This is a genomic window from Alteriqipengyuania triglochinis, assembly GCF_054655655.1.
The window spans coordinates 218,935-234,803 of the sequence record NZ_BAAHNC010000002.1; the positions used below are offsets into that span (position 1 = coordinate 218,935).

A 15,869-nucleotide genomic window follows, 5' to 3' on the forward strand; every position below is an offset into this window, starting at 1 on the left:
TGATGGCGAGCGCTGCGGCAACAACACCGAATCCGATGCCAAAACTGCGAAAGAGGTCCGAATGGAATAGCTTCATGGCGAAATCTCGAAAATCTACCTTTGTGTTGGGTACTATATGGGGTGCGTCCGCTTTCGCGTCCGTGAATTCGACGTACAGCCAAGGTACGCCGTGCAATGACAGCGTTCGGTTACAGCCGGAGCGCGAAAATCAGTGCCGGAAGTGGCGCATACCGGTGAAGACCATCGCCAGACCAGCCTCGTCGGCGGCGTCGATCACTTCCTGGTCCCGCATCGAGCCGCCCGGCTGGATCACCGCCGTGGCGCCCGCTTCCGCCGCTGCCAGCAAGCCGTCGGCGAAGGGGAAGAAGGCATCGGAGGCGACCGCGCTGCCGACGGTGCGCGATTGCGACCAGCCGTATTTCTCCGCCGCTTCCGCCGCCTTGATCGCGGCGATTCGGCTCGAATCGCGCCGGTTCATCTGGCCCGCGCCGATCCCAGCAGTCGCGCCGTCCTTCGCATAAACGATGGCGTTGGATTTGACGTGGCGGGCGACGGTCCATGCAAACAGGCAATCCTTCAGCTCCTGCTCGCTCGGCTCGCGTTTGGTGACCACTTTCAGGTCCGACCGGTCGATCGTGGCGCTGTCGCGGCTTTGCACGAGCAGACCGCCGGTAATGGGTTTGACGCTCATGCCACCGCGCCGCGGATCCGGCAGATCGCCGACGGTCAGCAGGCGCAGGTTCTTCTTCTTTGCGAATGCCTCGCGCGCCTCGTCGGTCACGCTGGGCGCGATCACGACTTCCGTGAAAATCTCGCAGATCGCGCGCGCCGTCTCACCGTCGAGCTCTCGGTTCACGGCCACGATGCCACCGAAAGCGGACACCGAATCGCATGCCAGCGCCTCGTTCCATGCGTCGATCAGCGAACCACGCTGCGCAACGCCGCACGGATTGGCGTGCTTTACGATGACGACGGCAGGTTCTTCCCCGCCGAACTCGGCGCACAGCTCCAGCGCGGCGTCGGCGTCGTTGTAATTATTGTAGCTCAGCTCCTTGCCCTGCAGCTGCTCGGCCTGCGCGATGCCCCGGGCATGCGGCCCGGTGGGCGTGTAGAGCGCAGCCTGCTGGTGCGGGTTTTCACCATAGCGCAGCACGGTGGGGGCCTTCCCGCCGACCGAGAGATAGTCGGGGAATTGCTGCTGCTGATCGACGGTGGCGAACCACTGGCTGATCATCGCATCATAGGCGGCGGTCGCCGCGAAGGCCTTGGCCGCCATTGTCTTACGGAAATCGAGCGCGGTTGCGCCATCCTTGCGCTCCAGCGCCTCGATCAGCGCCGGGTAGTCCGCCGGATCGGTCACGATGGTGACGAAGTGGTGGTTCTTGGCAGCCGAGCGCACCATGCTGGGCCCGCCGATATCGATGTTCTCGATGACCTCGGGCCGGTCGGCACCCTTCGCGACGGTCGCTTCGAAGGGATAGAGGTTGACGACGACCAGGTCGATCGCGCCGATTTCGTGCTCTTCCATCGAGGCGACGTGATCGTCCTTGTCGCGCAGCGCCAGCAGGCCGCCGTGGACCTTGGGGTGCAGCGTCTTGACCCGCCCGTCCATCATCTCCGGAAAACCGGTCAGGTCGGAGATGTCGCGCACCTCCAGCCCCGCATCGCGCAGCGCCTTTGCAGTGCCGCCGGTCGAGACCAGTTCCACGCCGCGGTCCACCAGCGCGCGGCCAAGGTCTGCCAGCCCCGCCTTGTCCGAAACGGAAAGGAGAGCCCTGCGGATCACGATGTCAGTCACGTATTATCCCATTCTTTTGAAGAGCCAGGCAAAGCTGCCGCCGCTGCGCGGTGCCATGCCCTGCAATACCAGCTGCTGGATCGGCTGCGGCCGACCATGCGCATCGACGAAGAGGCTGTCTTCGATCGAAAGCGTGCCCGTATACTCCCCGGCCACGCGGAATTGCCAGTGCGAACCGTCGGGCAGGGCGAGCCCTGCGCCCTTGCGGTCTTCGGAGAGGCGCGCGACGATCCCCGCACCAAGGTGGAAGCGGATCGCGTAGCCCACCTTGCCGCGCTTGCCGCGCTTGCTGGCGGGCAGGAGCACGTCTTCCCCGGCCAGCTCGCTGCCGTCTTCGCGCAGCACCAGCACGCGCTTGTGCGTCAGCCCGAAGCGGCTGGCATAGCCATCGTGACTGGCCTCGATCCGGGTCGAGCCGTTGCGCTTGCCGCCCACGCTGCGCCGGTCGACCTCGACCTCGCCGACGCCCGCGCCCAGCTTGCCCTTGATCAGGATCGCGGTCGAGTTGACGTCTTCGAGGACCAGCGTCGAATGCGCGGCGGTGGCACGCAGCCCCTGTTCGATCCGCGCGGGCACCTGCCCTCCGGCCCACGCCGCACCGCCGCAATTGACGACGATCCGCTGGCCCTGCGAGGATAGCTCGAACGCAAGGGTAGAGGCACAGCCCGAACGGGCATAGCGCGCGAGCGGCGGCGGCGCAGCGTCGAATTGCAGGATCGTCTTGCCCGCGCTCGCCCGGTGGTAGCCCCAGCCGCGCGGCTCCTTGAGCGGGCGGCAGCGCACCCCGCTGGCCTGGACGAGCGCATCGACCTGCTCGGACGAAACCGCCCCCGCACCTTGCCAGTTGCCGAGCCCGCCCTCGCCGTGAACCACCGCCAGCAACGGTGGCACGATCAGTTCGGATACCGCGCCGACGAAGCGGGGCGGCTCGATCTTCAGCGCGCGATAGCAGGCGGCAAGCTCGGTCAGCAGTTCGAGCAGTTCCATCTGCGCCAGCGGGCTGCGCGACTGGACACCGCCATCCTCGCCGACGAACTCGCCCAATGCGCGCGCCAGGCCTGCCTCTGCATAGAGCCGGCGCGGCTTGCCTTCGGGCAGCAGCAGCCCTGCGGCGACCAGCGCGGCCCAGCCAAACACCTCGGCCTGCTTGTCGGGCGCCTTGGTCACCTCCGCATCGAGCCAGCGTGCCGCCTTGTCGAGCGCCGCGAGCGTGCGCCCGCGGACCGCCTTGTTGGACAGGAGCAACGGCGCGTGGACCAGCCAGGCCAGCACGCGCCGCGCCGTCACCTCGACCTCCCACGCAGGCCCCTTCGCGGGCAGCGGATGCGCGTCCAGCCACATGCGGTGGACCCGCAGGGCCGTCGCCTCGACCTGGGGCCGCGCGCCCGAGCCGGCCAGATCGCGCAACCAGAGGTACGAATGGACATAGCGCTCCATCGGCGCAGCCAGCCGCGTGCCCGCACCGAATTCGACCTGCGCGATCGGCAGCTTGACCCCGTGGACGAGGAAATGCCCTGCCCGCAGCGCCATGCCCGCAGCGCGCTCTCCGGCGAGCGGGGGCGTAACCGTGCCGAGCATGCGGCGCTTGGCAGGCTTGGACAGCGGCGAGGTAATGATCCGCCCTCGCACCCCGGCGGCATAGGCCATGCGGACCAGCCGTTCCCCCGGGCCGACGCGCGGCGCACCGATTTCCTGCGGCACCAGAGCGCGCGCGGTAGACAGCACCTCGACGTCGGGGCCGGTCGATTCCCCGGCCTTCGCGGGCGATTCCACGATCTTGGGCAGGGGCACGGCTGTGCCCGATTCGACAGGCGCCTTGCTCAGCGCGGTCGGTTCGGGCTTGTCGGCCAGGGTCATGATCAGCTGCCGCGCCGCACGCTCTTCACAATCGGGAGCGTCACCGGAAGCGTCGGCCATATCGCGAACCGGATCGCGTCCCACCGAATCGACCATCAGCCCTCGTTCCCCTTCAGCGCCGCGATGTTGGCGGCATAACGATCGGGCCCACCCCTGAACGTCGCCGATCCCGCCACCAGCACGTCGGCCCCGGCGGCGATGCAGCGCGGCGCGGTCGCCGCATCGACCCCGCCATCGACCTCGAGATGGATTTCGCGCCCCGTCGCGTCGATCATCTTGCGGATCGCCTCGATCTTGCGCAGCTGGCTGTCGATGAAGCTCTGGCCGCCGAAACCGGGATTGACGCTCATCACCAGCACCAGGTCGACCATGTCCATCAGGTAGTCGAGCACGCTTTCGGGCGTGCCGGGATTGATCACGACCCCTGCCTTCTTGCCGAGACCACGGATCGTCTGCAGCGTGCGGTGCGTGTGCGGCCCCGCTTCCGGGTGGATCGTGATGTGGTCGGCGCCGGCCTCGGCAAAGGCTTCCAGCCACTGGTCGACCGGGCTGACCATGAGGTGGACGTCGAACGGCTTGTCGCTGTGCGGGCGCAGAGCCTTGACCACGGCCGGCCCGATGGTGAGGTTGGGCACGAAATGCCCGTCCATCACGTCGACATGGATCCAGTCCGCGCCTGCCGCGTCTATTGCGCGCACCTCTTCGCCCAGCCGGGCGAAGTCGGCAGAAAGGATCGACGGGGCAATCAGCGGCGTGGTCATGCGCAAAAGCACTTCGCAAGCGGAGTTCTGGGTCGACCGGAGGTCCGGATTGGCTCTCGTAGCGTCTTGCGAATCGGAATGAGATAGCCGCGCGTATGTTTTCCCCGACAGGCTCGCCCTTTTACAGTTTCGAAATGGCAGATTAGGACGCAATTCAGGGGTAATTCAGCGGCAACATGGTGATGCGACGCCATATAGGGGGCCGCGACCGGGCTTGATTGCCCGCACGACGCACCGGCCCCTCTTTGCAAAAGGATTCAGGTACTTGGCAATGAAGACGATGAACATAGCAACGGGCAAACGCCTTGCCATGGCCTTCGCGGCGGGCACGCTGGCTGTCACGCCGGTCGCCTCGCAGGCACAATACGAACAGAAAATTTCCAACGACCTCGCCGATTGCGCCCCCGGCAAGGGCCCCGCGATCAAGGTGACGATCACCGATATCAAGTCGAGCACCGGTCGCGTGCGGCTGCACAGCTACTATGCGCGCAAGGCCGACTGGCTGAAAAAGGGTCGCTGGCTGAAGCGGATCGACATTCCCGCCAGGGCGGGCACGATGACCTTCTGCCTGCCGGTCGACGCGCCCGGCGAATACGCGATCGGCGCGCGGCACGACGCGAACGGCAACGACAAGGACGACATCACCGTCGACGGCGCGGCGATGTCGAACGATCCGCCGATCAATATCTTCAACCTCGGCAAGCCGAGCGTGAACAAGGCGAGCTTTACCGTCGGTTCCGGCGTTACCAGCGTCACGATGCGGATGCGCTACCTCTGAAGGCGCACGTCCGCCCCCTCGCGTACCCTCAGGCGTCGCCTGCGGGGCGCAGGGGGCCGAACTTTTTGTCGAAGCCGTAGAGCGACTGGATGTCGGCGCCTTGCGTGCCGACCGCCATCGGGCAGGTCTTGCCCCGGATCACGGCCACATCGAACAGCTCCTCGATCGCGCCGATCCGCGGGCACCGGTCGCACGCGGTGCGCAGCGAACGGGTCGAGCGGACCTCACGCAACCAGTGGAGCTCGCCGCTGCTCCATCTGGGTGACGGTTCGCTCGTGCCGGTCGGGCGCAAATATCTCGACATGGTAAAGAAGCTCGAAGGCGGCAGCCTCGGCGACTAGCGCGGCGGCGTCACTCGAGAATTTCCAGCATCCGCTTATAGGCCGGGCGCCAGTCCCCGCCCCATTCGGCCAGCCATTCGTCGCTGTAATAGGTCGAGGCGTAGCGCGCGCCGTCGTCGCACAGCAGGGTCACGATGCTGCCGGTCTTCCCCTCCGATGCCATCTCCTCGATGAGCTGGAGACAGGCGAACAGGTTGGTTCCGGTCGAACCGCCCACGCGTCGGCCCAGCACCTTCGACAGCGCGAACATCGCGCCGATCGAATCGGCATCCTTCACCGCGATCATCCGGTCGATCACCCCGGGCTCGAAACTCGGCTCGACCCGCGCGCGGCCGATCCCCTCAATCCGGCTCTGGCAGCCGCCCTCCACCGTCTCAATCGTGCGATCCGCATAGTGGCGGTGGAAGACCGAGCCTGCCGGGTCGGCGACGCACAGCTGCGTCGGGCGGCGCTGGTAGCGGATGTACCGGCCCAGCGTGGCCGAGGTCCCGCCGGTACCCGCACCGCACACGACCCAGGCCGGATCGGGATGATCTTCCTCGCTCATCTGCGAAAAGATACTCTGGGCGATGTTGTTGTTGCCGCGCCAGTCGGTCGCGCGTTCGGCATAGGTGAACTGGTCGAGGTAATGGCCGCCGGTTTCCGCTGCGAGCCGCTCCGATTCCGCGTAGACCATGCCGGGATCGTCGACCGGGTGGATCTGGCCGCCGTAGAAACGGATCTGCTCCAGCTTCGCTTCCGCCGTGCTGGCGGGCACCACCGCGATGAAGGGCAGGTCGAGCAGCTTGGCGAAATAGGCTTCCGACACCGCGGTCGACCCCGACGATGCTTCAATCAGCGTCGTCCCCTTCCCGATCCAGCCATTGCACAACCCGTACAGGAACAGCGAGCGGGCGAGCCGATGCTTGAGGCTGCCGGTCGGATGCGAACTCTCGTCCTTCAGATAGAGTTCGATCCCGCGGCAATGCGGCAGGGGCACGCGGATGAGGTGCGTATCCGAAGAGCGGTTGTAGTCCGCTTCGATCAGGCGGATCGCGCGGTTGAGCCATGTTTCCTTGCTGGTCATGCGCATGCCCCTGCGGCATCTGCCCGCGCGGGGCAAGCGCACGACGAGGCCGTTACGCGATCGCGCCGGTATCCTCGCGCGCGACCTCGCGCAGCGTGCCGCCCTCCAGATGCAGAATGCGATCGATCCGGACCGCTTCGGGCAGGCGATGCGTCACCATCAGGATCGTCATCCGGTCGGTCAGGGCGGCCAGCCGATCGAGGATGCGCGCCTCACGCTCGCGGTCGAGCGCGGAGAGCGCCTCGTCGAGGATCAGCAGGCGCGGGCGGCGCAGCAGCGCGCGGGCCAGGCTGATGCGCTGGCGCTCCCCACCCGAAAAAGCCTGCCCGCCCTCGCCCATGCGCGCCTCCAGCCCTTGCGCTTCGATGGCCGGAATCGTCTCCGCTTCGCTCAGCCGGAACGCCGCCGCGATCTCGGCGTCGCTGGCATCGGGTGCCAGCGCGCGCAGGTTGCGGCCGAGATCGCCGTCGAAGAACATCGGCTCTTGCGGGACATAGGCGATGGCTTCGCGCAGGTCCGTCGGCCATTCGCTTTCGACCGCCTGCCCGTCGATCACGATCCGCCCGGCCTGCGGCGCGGCGAGGCCGACGATCAGATCGAGCAGCGTCGTCTTGCCCGAGCCGGAGGGGCCGACCAGCGCGACGATCTCTCCCGGGCATATCGCGAAAGTGGCGCCGCGCAGGATGTCCGGTCCCGCAGGCGGGATCGCATAGTCCGCGCGCTCCATCGCGAGCGCCATCGGACCGGGCCCGGCGCCTGGCAGCCCGGCGGTGCTCTGGCCGATCGGCTCCGCCGTCGGCATCGCCGCCTTGAGCGCGACGAGATTGTTGAAGGCGGGAACGACGTGGAGATAGAACTGCGCGCTCTGGACCATCGCGAATACCTGCTGTGCCATCCGCGCGAAGATGACCACGAAGAGGCCGAGCACGGCGATCGGAAGGTCGAGCCACAGCAGGCCAGCCAGCGCAATCCCGGCCACGACGATTCCCGCGCCCGCCTGGGTGAGGAACAGCACATCGGCCTGCGCCTCGGCATAGGCCAGCGACCGGGCGCGCATCGCGTGCAGCGAGCGGCGGCATTCTTCCAGCAGGGTGTCTTCCCGGCCATGCGCCTTGAAAAGCTTCAGGCCCGACAGGAAACGCGCCAGCGTTTCGTGCACCGCCCGCCCCTTCAGCGTGGCCTCGTGCCCGATCCGGCGCACGGCGAGCACGCGCGGCAGCACCGGCAGCGCAACCAGCGCGAGCGCAGCCAGAGACACCAGCGCGAGACGCCAGGAGATCAGGATGGCGGCGGCGACCTGCGCGAGGGCCAGGGCCAGACTGGCTCCGGCCCGCAGGACATGGAGCGATCCGGCCTGCACGCGGCGGACATCGGCGTGGACGGCATGTTCCATCTCGCTGCGGGTGTTGGCCGGCAGGCGCTGCCACGGGGCATGCGCAAGCGCGCCGACAAGCTCCACCGCCATGTGGTCCGCAAAGCCGAGATTGTGCCGGGCGAGGCGGACGTCGCGCAGCCGCAGCACTGCGGCCCGCAGCAGCAGTAACGCGACGAATCCGCCCACGATGGCCAAGATTCGCCCGTCGAGAGAGTCGATACCAATCCGCTCGAGCAAGTCCTGGCCCATCCGCCACCAGCGATTGTCGGTCTCCCCGGTTGCCGCCGCGAGCAGCGGGGCGAGAAGGACCAGGCCCAGCCCTTCCATCACGGCCGCCAGCAGCACGATCGCACTGGTCGACCAGAAGCGCCCGCCGAGATAGCGCAGCAGCGCGTGCACCATGCCGGTTCCGGGTTGAAGAACCGCGTTCTCGCTTCGCACAGGCAAGCGCGCGGTCATGGGACGCGCCCCGGGCGGGCAACGCCTCCTGCGTCCCTAGTCCGGCCTTCCCTGCGAGCGATCATTGGTGCGTCCGATGCATGCGATCTGTGCTTGCGGTCTTCATCGCGGCATCGTCCCGCACTGTCGAGTGACTTCTGCGGCTCGATGAGCGCAGCATCCTCAAAGCATCAGATCCGATTCCGACAGCAAATAGTTCGTGCGATTCCATCAGGACTGATTAATGATCCGCCGCGGACCTGAAATCGGCAGCAATTTCGCTCTTTTACTGCTCGATGGTTCGTACCAAACTTGGGGAGGGCATCACATGGAACCACTAATCGGAACTATTATCCTGTTTGGCGGCAATTTCGCGCCGCGAGGATGGGCATTCTGCCAAGGCCAGATCCTGCCCATTTCAGGCAACGACGCGGTGTTTTCGATTTTGGGCACGACCTATGGTGGCAATGGCTCGACGACGTTCGCCTTGCCCGATCTGCGCAGTCGCGTGCCGGTGGGTGCGGGCACCGGCACCGCCTTTAGTTCGATGCAGCTGGGCGAGCAGGGTGGGGCCGAATCGCACACCCTCACGTTGGGTGAGATGCCGCAGCACAATCACACGATGCATGGCGAACTCGGCGCAGCCGACAAGCGGACGCCGCAGGGCACGATGCTGGCTCTGACGGCTGAAGGAAACGCGATCTATACTGCCCCCACCGAGGCGCTGGACCGGACTCTGGCCGGGGGTTCAATCGGAATGAACGGCGGCAACCAGCCTTTCAGCACGCGCGATCCCTATCTTGGGCTCAACTATATCATCGCGCTGCAAGGCATCTTCCCGTCGCGCACCTGACGGCTGATCCGCCGCCCGACCTGCGTCGGGTGGCGGACTTGTTGCAGAGCCAGCGCCGCTCGAAAGCGATCGCGCCAGCCGCCTGAAGCCTCCACCGCCGTTTCGACATCTCGATCATCCGCACAACGTAAAAGGGCCGAACTCGCGTCCGGCCCCTTGGGAAATTTGCTGCGTGGTTCGCACCGCCCTGACGGACCGCATCGAACCTTGCTGTGGCGTTCCGGGAACGCGGCTACCTTAGCTGATATAGCTGACATTTTCCGGGCTACCGACAACGACGCCGACCGCCGTTTCAGCGGCATCCAGTTCGGTCATTTCGGGCCGGAGATATTTCGGCTTCTCGTTTCCAGCAGCGGCCGAATCGATTTTGGAATTTTCCGTCATGATAAACCCCGTGATATGGTTGACGGGATTTTGATTACTTGACTCAGATGAAACGTACAATTCCTTTCAAACTCGGACCGACGATTTTCGACCGGGGCTCGATTCTTCGCGCGACTGAGCCGGCACCGGTTCGACATCGATCATCCGTAAAAAGAGAAAGGGCCGGACTTGCGTCCGACGCCTCGATATCTGCTGCGTGGATCGCACTTGCTTCAAAGCCCTCGTCCACCTCTGTGAGAGCCCGGGCGCCGTTTCCGGCAGACGCTGAACCAGCTCCGGATCGGGTGCCGAGATCACCGACCGCAGCTTTTTCTAACAGACACAAGACCTTACAGCCACGCAGCCAAGGTCGTCAGATCGCGCAAGTTGTTCCGCTGGGGGCGTGAGGCGTTCCATGATTCCGGATCGCTCGCTGCGGCCGCCAGGTCTTTCTCCTGCCGGATCAGCGCATCGGGATCGACGATGTCCCGGACACGATCGGGCAGATCCGCATGGGCCAGCGGCTCGAATGTCCAGTCGCGGGCCAGATGAGGGATAGCCCCCAGATCTTTCGTTTCCTTCCATAAAACCGCATCCGGAACGGTTCCATCGCAGGCCCGCCGGTGGAGATACCGTCCCCACCGGCGATAGCGCTTCTCGATCGAAGGAATCGCGAGGTAGCGTTCGATCAGCCGCCGGTCGAGCATCGGCCAGCGGTAGTCGACGCCGTAACTGGCCGCCATCAGCGTACACCCTTCGAGCCGGCCGGTCCTCATCTGGGCAAACGCCGGCTTGGCAAGCAGATGCTCGCCAAGCGTACGGGCATTGGCAAAGGCGTCCGCCTTGCCCTGCTGGAAACCTGCGAGGCCCAATTCCTCGACCACTTCGCGCTTCAGGAGCGTGCGGGCGACCCGGGGGGAAAGACCAGCTGTAACGCCGGGGTCCTGTGCGCCGTCGAGAAGACGCTTTCCGGCGCGTGCAAGGCGCATCGGAAGCGCGCCCGGCATCACATCCACCAGCGCACCGAAGCGCCGGTCGAGCAGCAATTCGCGCGCGAGGAATTCTGCATGCGCGGTCACGATCTCGTCCCCGCCGAAACCGGACAGCATCGTCCGGATGCCGGCCTCGGCGCAACGCTCCAGAAAGGGCGTGTGAAACAGCGCATGGCTATGCTCGGGCGGATAGCCCATGACCGTGATCGCGCGCGCCTGAGCGTCGGGCGAAGGATAGTAGTCCGGCCGTGTCAGGACATAGCTATCCCGGATCCCGCAATGCATCGCCACGTCGAGGATCGGCGCCGCCTCGCGCTCCATGTGGCACAGGCTGAAAGCGGTGAGGTCGTGGCCTTCGCCGGGCAGGACCGAGACGGCGTGTCCGATGATCGTGGAACTGTCGATCCCGCCGGAATTCTCCACCGCCAGCGGAAAAGCGCTGCGCAGCCGTGTTTCCACCGCATGGTGGAAGGCTTCGCGATAGGCGGCGACGTGCGTTTCGTCGCGCCGGTCGGCGCGCGGGGCGGTGTCGGCGAAGGCGAAATAGCGGCGGGGCTCTGCCAGCCCTTCACGCTCGACCGTCAAAGCGTGGGCGGGGGCCAGCTTGAGGGCGTTTGCATAGGCGCATTTGACCGGGTCGGCCGATTCACCGATCAGGAATCTTGCCAGCCATTCGCGCGAGGGGGCGGCGTCGAACCCGCGCAGGATCGGGAACACCGCCGCGCTCGACGCGAAGACGAAGAGATCGCGCGACAGGTGATAGAAGAACGGCTTTATGCCGAGCGCATCGCGGGCGCAGAACACGCTGTCTCGCGCGGGATCGTAGATGGCGAAGGCGAAATCGCCCTCCAGCTGCCCGGCGCATGCCTCGCCCCATCCGCGGTGGGCGGCAAGAACCAGCGCCGCATCGTCCAGCGGCGGACCGTTCTCGCGCCCTAACAGGGCAAGAAGCTCGGCCCGATTGTCGAGCCGGATCCAGCCGACCAGGACGCGGCCGGTCTCGCCGCAGATCGCGGGAACGGGTGCGCCTTGCGATTCGGGCGTGTTCCAGATCGAAGCCTGCACCAGCAGCGCGCCATCCGCCTGCCATTCCCCCCGGCGATCCGCCCGTTCGAAGGGGTCGATCGCCGCGAGCAGCTGCGTCCCGGTCGCTCGGTCGCGCGGATCGCCGCCGCGCCGCGCAATCACACCGGCGAACATCAGCGCGCGCGCCGACCGGGATCGTAGACGAAGCGCGCGACCCGGGCGAAGCGGTCGAGCGCGCCGGGCCCGGTCACCACGCAGCCATCTGCCACGCACCAGGCATGGGCGTTCAGCGCACGCGAACCCGGCTCCGGATTTCCGCTTCCGCTCGTGCTCGTGCTCCCTTCGGCAGGGCCGCGAGCCACGCCGAGATGCACCGCATATCCGATACCCGATACGCGCAGCAGCGCCGCCGCGACCAGCGCCTGCGGCAGGCAGACCGCATTCCACGGGACAACCCGCGCGCTGGCCCTGATCGCCGCGCGAATGGCCTCAATCCGTTTCTCGTTGCGATCATCGTTGCGCACCGCAGACATCCGCCAGTCGTCCCCCGCGGCCTCGCGCTGCCCGAGCAGGGGTGCGTAGGTCCGGAACGGCAGCGTCAGGATGGCAAGCCTTGCCAGCGCGAGCAGCACGATCGCCGCCGGAACCAGCAGCTGGGTCCGCAAGGGATAGGCCGCGAACGAGCGCCATTTGCGCCGAAAGGTCGCCGCCCAGTCCATCTATTCGGCGACCGTGACCAACCCCTTGTCGAGGAGGCGATTGAGAAACTCCATCACGTCGCGTTCGACATCCTCGTGCGGCGCGGCGTCGAACCGCTCGCGCACGCCGGCGACCAGTGCGTCCGCGCGCACTGCGTGTTCCAGTGCGTCCCACAGATGCGGCCCCACGCCCGACAGGGCGAAATAGTGACCGCTGTCCTCGTCGAGCATGACGGTTTCGCCGTCCATATTGATCGCCACCAGCTCGGGCTGGCGCCGCAATACCGTATCCGCGCTAATCACCCTCTCGTCCCTCGTTTCCGTCACATCACTCGCGGCGTGCCGGCCGCATCGCAATAGCCGAAGCGCTGCATCACGCGCCCGTGCGCCGCCACGATCCGGTCGATCTGTGCACAGCTCAATTGGGTTTGCCAATCGCCGATCGCGCCCTTGCGAAAGAAACTCGCGCTGCCCTGCGCCCGCTCGCGGAACGGTTCGCTTTCCTCCTGCTTGCGCAGCGTCGCGAAGGACGAGAAGGCCACCGCCCGCTCGATCGCATCGCGCCCGGCAGCAAGGCCCAGGAAATCGGCCGCCTCGACAAAGGCGTCCGCCCCCCGCGTCTGCATGTCCTCATACCGCAAGACCATCACGCGAATGCGCTCCTGATCGACCCAGCTGGTCACATGATCCGACCACGTGAGCAGGCGCTGTTCGACCTGCGGCTTGGCCCCGCCACCCATGCTGGCGCGCGCCAATCGATGATCGGGATCGGCCATCGAAGCGATCGCCTCGTCGATCGATTCCGCGGCATGGTGCGCATAGGAGATCGCCACATCGAGCGGATTGCGGATCAGATAAAGCGCCGCCGCGCTCGCCTCCGGATCGATCAGCCAGTCGCCTGCGGCCGTCCGGTGGCAGGCATCGTGAATCTTGCGATAGACCGGGCGCTCGAGCCGCGAACTCATGAACCGGTCGAGCGCCGGGCGCAGGTTTTCGGTTTCGGCGGAGACCAGGTCCGCTGTATCGAAGCCCAGCAGATCATCGATCGAGGCGCGGCCGGCAGCGAGCGAGGTTGGCCCGAGATCGTTGATCGAGGCGGGCCTTGCCCCCCCGGATTCTAGATTGCGCAGGAACGCGCGGAACCAGGTGTTGCCGGACTTGGGGTAGGACGCCAGCCAGTACAATTGCCCGGTCACGAAGCGGCCTTTCGCTCCGCCTCGTCGCCCCGCCGTTCAAAGTCTTCCTGGATGCAACCGACCAGCCCGTCGATATCGAAGCCCTGCCGCGGCCGGTGCAGTTGCGCGACGGGCACACGCTCGGCCAGGGTGCCGCATTGCTTCATATGGTCCGCCGCCTGCAGCATGCCTTTCACGAAGCGGAAGCGATAGGTGTTGTCGCGCAGGGCCTGGAACTTGGCGAGGCCGCTCAGGTCTTCCACTGCGAAAGCCCCCTCGCGGTTCCAGGGCGAGAGGATGTAGATCGCCCGGATCGGCAGGCGGCCCGCGCGCGCTGGAAGGGCGACCGGAAGATCGAACTTCTCGAGCTCGGGGCGGATGCGGCGCAGCGGCGTCGTGTCGATACCCAGCCTTTCGGCGGTGTCCTGCCACAGCTTCATGCGCGCCATGCCCGGCACCGCATGCCCCTCAGGATCGACTGGGCACACGTCGTCGGCGATGATCGCGTGGCCGCGCTGCATCATCCGTGCCGCCAGCGTCGACTTGCCAGCCCCCGAAGGCCCGACGCACACCACGCAGCCGTCCCCCATGGCGAAGGCATTGCCGTGGAGCACCAGTTGCCCGCGCTGCAGCAGCAGCGTGCCCACGCACGAGCCGAGCAGGAACACGCGGATGCTGTCCTCGTCGATGCCCGGCTCGGGATGATAGACGACCCGGTTGCCGTTCTCGATCAGGAACCGAGCGACACCCGGGATGTGGAGCCACAGGCGCTGCGCGACCGCATGGCTGTAGGGGCCGATCTGCGGCCCGATCTGCGCGCCGTCGGCGGGCACCGGCCCGCGTTCTATCACAATGTCGGCGGCCTCTTCGCTGGTCGGTTCGCCGCCGCCCGACATCTCGGGCAACGCGAGATCGCTGACGAAGGCCAGGTCGAACTGGCGATAGAAATGACGCGGCGCTGACATGGACGCTGCCTTGCGGAAAAATCGGCAGGACGGCAATATGGCGCTACCCGGCCGGTACTAAAAACCTTGCCGCAAGCGCGGCGAAATCTTGCGCGGCTTGCCAAAAGGGATAGTCCGGTGGCTGGCGGCCATCGGCAATCTGCGGGCCAGTAGGGGGGAATCGACATCATCGAGCGAAGCGATCTCCTTCTGGCCATGCTGCTCTCGCCGGAGAGCGTGGCGGCGGAGCGGCTGGGCAGCCTGGAAGACGCCGACTGGGGCTGGATCGCAGCCTGCGCGGTGGACCATCGCCTGCGCCCGCTCCTGGCGCATCACGCGCTGGCGCATGCATGGCCCGTGCCCGCGCCGCTGATCGAGGATTGGCGGGCCAACCGGCGGCGCTGGGGTTTCCTCCATCTGCGGCAGCAGGCGCTGCTCCAGCGGATCGCAGTGCTGCTCGAAGACAACGGGATCGACTGCGTCGTCCTGAAGGGCGGGACGCTGGCCCAGATGGTCTATGACGAACCGGCCCTGCGCCCGCGGCGCGACCTCGACCTGCTGATGCTCCCGGACCGGGCGCTGGAAGCGCAGGCGCTGCTGGAAGGGATCGGCTGCACCCCCGTCGCCTGGGCGCGAGAAGACGGGTTGACGGACCGCCACCATCTCGCGCCGCTCAAGGCACCGGGCGGCGGCTTCGCGATCGAGGTGCATCATACCCTGGCTCCGCAGGAATGGGACGGCGCACGGACGCTGGCCGACCTGCTGATGGCGACCTCGCAGCCGATGGCGGTGGGCGACAGGACCATTCCCGGATCGGCCCCGCTACCGCTGATGCTGAGCGTGATCGCGCACGGTACGCTGCACCATCTCTTCGACAATGGGCCGCTCTTCCTCGCCGACATGGCGCGGCTGATCGAGCGTCTGCCGCCCGACTGGCGCGCGTTCGAAGAGTGGTGCTGCCGGTTGGGTCTGGAGCGTTCGGCAGCGCTGGTCCTCGCCTTGGTCGAACGCCATGCGAAGGCCGCGATGCCGGACCTGGACCTGCTGCGCACCCATCGCCCCGATCCGGCGCTGCTCGAACACGCTTCCGTGCTGGCGACGCAGGACATGGTGAGCCGAGAGCAACGCCGCTACCGTGCCGCGGTCGCGCGCGGCCCGGGCATCGCCACTGCCGCCAGACGCGCATTGATGCCCCATCCCCGCACGCTCGCGCTGCGTGCGGGCACCGGGCCCGACGATATCCGCCGCTGGAAAGCCTATCCCGGCTGGCTCGGCGAAAAAGGGCGCGGCTACCTCCAGGCGCGGACCGCCCCACGCCGCCGCGACGAGGCGACGGCCGACAACACGCTTGCTGCGTGGCTGCGGTCGGGGAGGGCTGATTGAGTGGAAGGCGACAGTCCAAAG

The 15,869-nt window shown here is 66.7% G+C and carries 15 protein-coding genes; 4 read left to right on the forward strand and 11 right to left on the reverse strand.

What is annotated here, in order from left to right; all coding sequences use genetic code 11:
* Positions 1-208: 208 nt before the first annotated feature.
* The 3 genes from purH to rpe are packed head-to-tail and all read right to left on the reverse strand — an operon-like array spanning position 209 to position 4,416.
* Positions 209-1,798: a bifunctional phosphoribosylaminoimidazolecarboxamide formyltransferase/IMP cyclohydrolase gene (purH, locus tag ACYQ0L_RS06770; protein ID WP_459788278.1), complete on the reverse strand. Its 1,590-nt coding sequence runs from the start codon at positions 1,796-1,798 to the stop codon at positions 209-211.
* Between the two features lie 3 nt (positions 1,799-1,801).
* Complete coding sequence (locus ACYQ0L_RS06775; RefSeq protein ID WP_459788279.1) at positions 1,802-3,751, reverse strand: heparinase II/III family protein; 1,950 nt, start codon at positions 3,749-3,751, stop codon at positions 1,802-1,804.
* A complete protein-coding gene (gene rpe / locus ACYQ0L_RS06780; RefSeq protein WP_459788280.1) occupies positions 3,751-4,416 on the reverse strand; it encodes a ribulose-phosphate 3-epimerase in 666 nt (221 codons plus the stop codon). The genes ACYQ0L_RS06775 and rpe overlap by 1 nt, the downstream gene beginning before the upstream one ends.
* Before the next feature lie 271 nt (positions 4,417-4,687).
* Here rpe and ACYQ0L_RS06785 point away from each other — a divergent pair, with 271 nt between their 5' ends.
* Together ACYQ0L_RS06785 and ACYQ0L_RS06790 are read left to right on the forward strand one after the other, a co-directional pair.
* Positions 4,688-5,194: a DUF2141 domain-containing protein gene (locus ACYQ0L_RS06785; RefSeq protein ID WP_459788281.1), complete on the forward strand. Its 507-nt coding sequence runs from the start codon at positions 4,688-4,690 to the stop codon at positions 5,192-5,194.
* Positions 5,195-5,322: 128 nt separating this feature from the next.
* Positions 5,323-5,535: a LytTR family DNA-binding domain-containing protein gene (locus ACYQ0L_RS06790; RefSeq protein ID WP_459788282.1), complete on the forward strand. Its 213-nt coding sequence runs from the start codon at positions 5,323-5,325 to the stop codon at positions 5,533-5,535.
* 10 nt (positions 5,536-5,545) lie between these two features.
* On the opposite strand, the gene ACYQ0L_RS06795 is transcribed toward ACYQ0L_RS06790, so the two are convergent.
* Both ACYQ0L_RS06795 and ACYQ0L_RS06800 read right to left on the reverse strand, forming a co-directional pair.
* Positions 5,546-6,607, reverse strand: a complete 1,062-nt coding sequence (locus ACYQ0L_RS06795; protein ID WP_459788283.1) for a PLP-dependent cysteine synthase family protein — start codon at positions 6,605-6,607, stop codon at positions 5,546-5,548.
* Positions 6,608-6,653: 46 nt separating this feature from the next.
* Positions 6,654-8,435: an ATP-binding cassette domain-containing protein gene (locus ACYQ0L_RS06800; RefSeq protein WP_459788284.1), complete on the reverse strand. Its 1,782-nt coding sequence runs from the start codon at positions 8,433-8,435 to the stop codon at positions 6,654-6,656.
* A gap of 223 nt (positions 8,436-8,658) precedes the next feature.
* Here ACYQ0L_RS06800 and ACYQ0L_RS06805 point away from each other — a divergent pair, with 223 nt between their 5' ends.
* Complete coding sequence (locus ACYQ0L_RS06805) at positions 8,659-9,267, forward strand: phage tail protein (protein WP_459788285.1); 609 nt, start codon at positions 8,659-8,661, stop codon at positions 9,265-9,267.
* A 237-nt stretch (positions 9,268-9,504) separates the two neighbouring features.
* Here the strand turns inward: ACYQ0L_RS06805 and ACYQ0L_RS06810 are convergent, their stop codons facing one another.
* From ACYQ0L_RS06810 to ACYQ0L_RS06835, 6 genes are all read right to left on the reverse strand, one after another.
* A complete protein-coding gene (locus ACYQ0L_RS06810; protein WP_459788286.1) occupies positions 9,505-9,651 on the reverse strand; it encodes a hypothetical protein in 147 nt (48 codons plus the stop codon).
* A 329-nt stretch (positions 9,652-9,980) separates the two neighbouring features.
* Positions 9,981-11,822 (reverse strand): asparagine synthase-related protein, encoded by a 1,842-nt coding sequence (locus tag ACYQ0L_RS06815; RefSeq protein WP_459788287.1) that lies wholly within the window; start codon positions 11,820-11,822, stop codon positions 9,981-9,983.
* Positions 11,822-12,367, reverse strand: coding sequence for a lasso peptide biosynthesis B2 protein (locus ACYQ0L_RS06820; protein ID WP_459788288.1), 546 nt, complete (start codon positions 12,365-12,367; stop codon positions 11,822-11,824). The genes ACYQ0L_RS06815 and ACYQ0L_RS06820 overlap by 1 nt, the downstream gene beginning before the upstream one ends.
* Positions 12,368-12,649 carry a PqqD family peptide modification chaperone gene (locus ACYQ0L_RS06825; protein ID WP_459788289.1) on the reverse strand — a complete coding sequence of 94 codons (282 nt, stop codon included), beginning with the start codon at positions 12,647-12,649 and terminating at the stop codon, positions 12,368-12,370. It abuts the gene before it with no gap.
* A 20-nt stretch (positions 12,650-12,669) separates the two neighbouring features.
* Positions 12,670-13,542 (reverse strand): sulfotransferase domain-containing protein, encoded by an 873-nt coding sequence (locus ACYQ0L_RS06830; protein WP_459788290.1) that lies wholly within the window; start codon positions 13,540-13,542, stop codon positions 12,670-12,672.
* Complete coding sequence (locus ACYQ0L_RS06835) at positions 13,539-14,486, reverse strand: hypothetical protein (RefSeq protein ID WP_459788291.1); 948 nt, start codon at positions 14,484-14,486, stop codon at positions 13,539-13,541. Before ACYQ0L_RS06835 ends, ACYQ0L_RS06830 begins: the two co-directional genes overlap by 4 nt.
* Before the next feature lie 195 nt (positions 14,487-14,681).
* Here ACYQ0L_RS06835 and ACYQ0L_RS06840 point away from each other — a divergent pair, with 195 nt between their 5' ends.
* On the forward strand, positions 14,682-15,848 hold the full coding sequence (locus ACYQ0L_RS06840; protein WP_459788292.1) for a nucleotidyltransferase family protein: 1,167 nt from the start codon (positions 14,682-14,684) through the stop codon (positions 15,846-15,848).
* Positions 15,849-15,869: the final 21 nt, after the last annotated feature.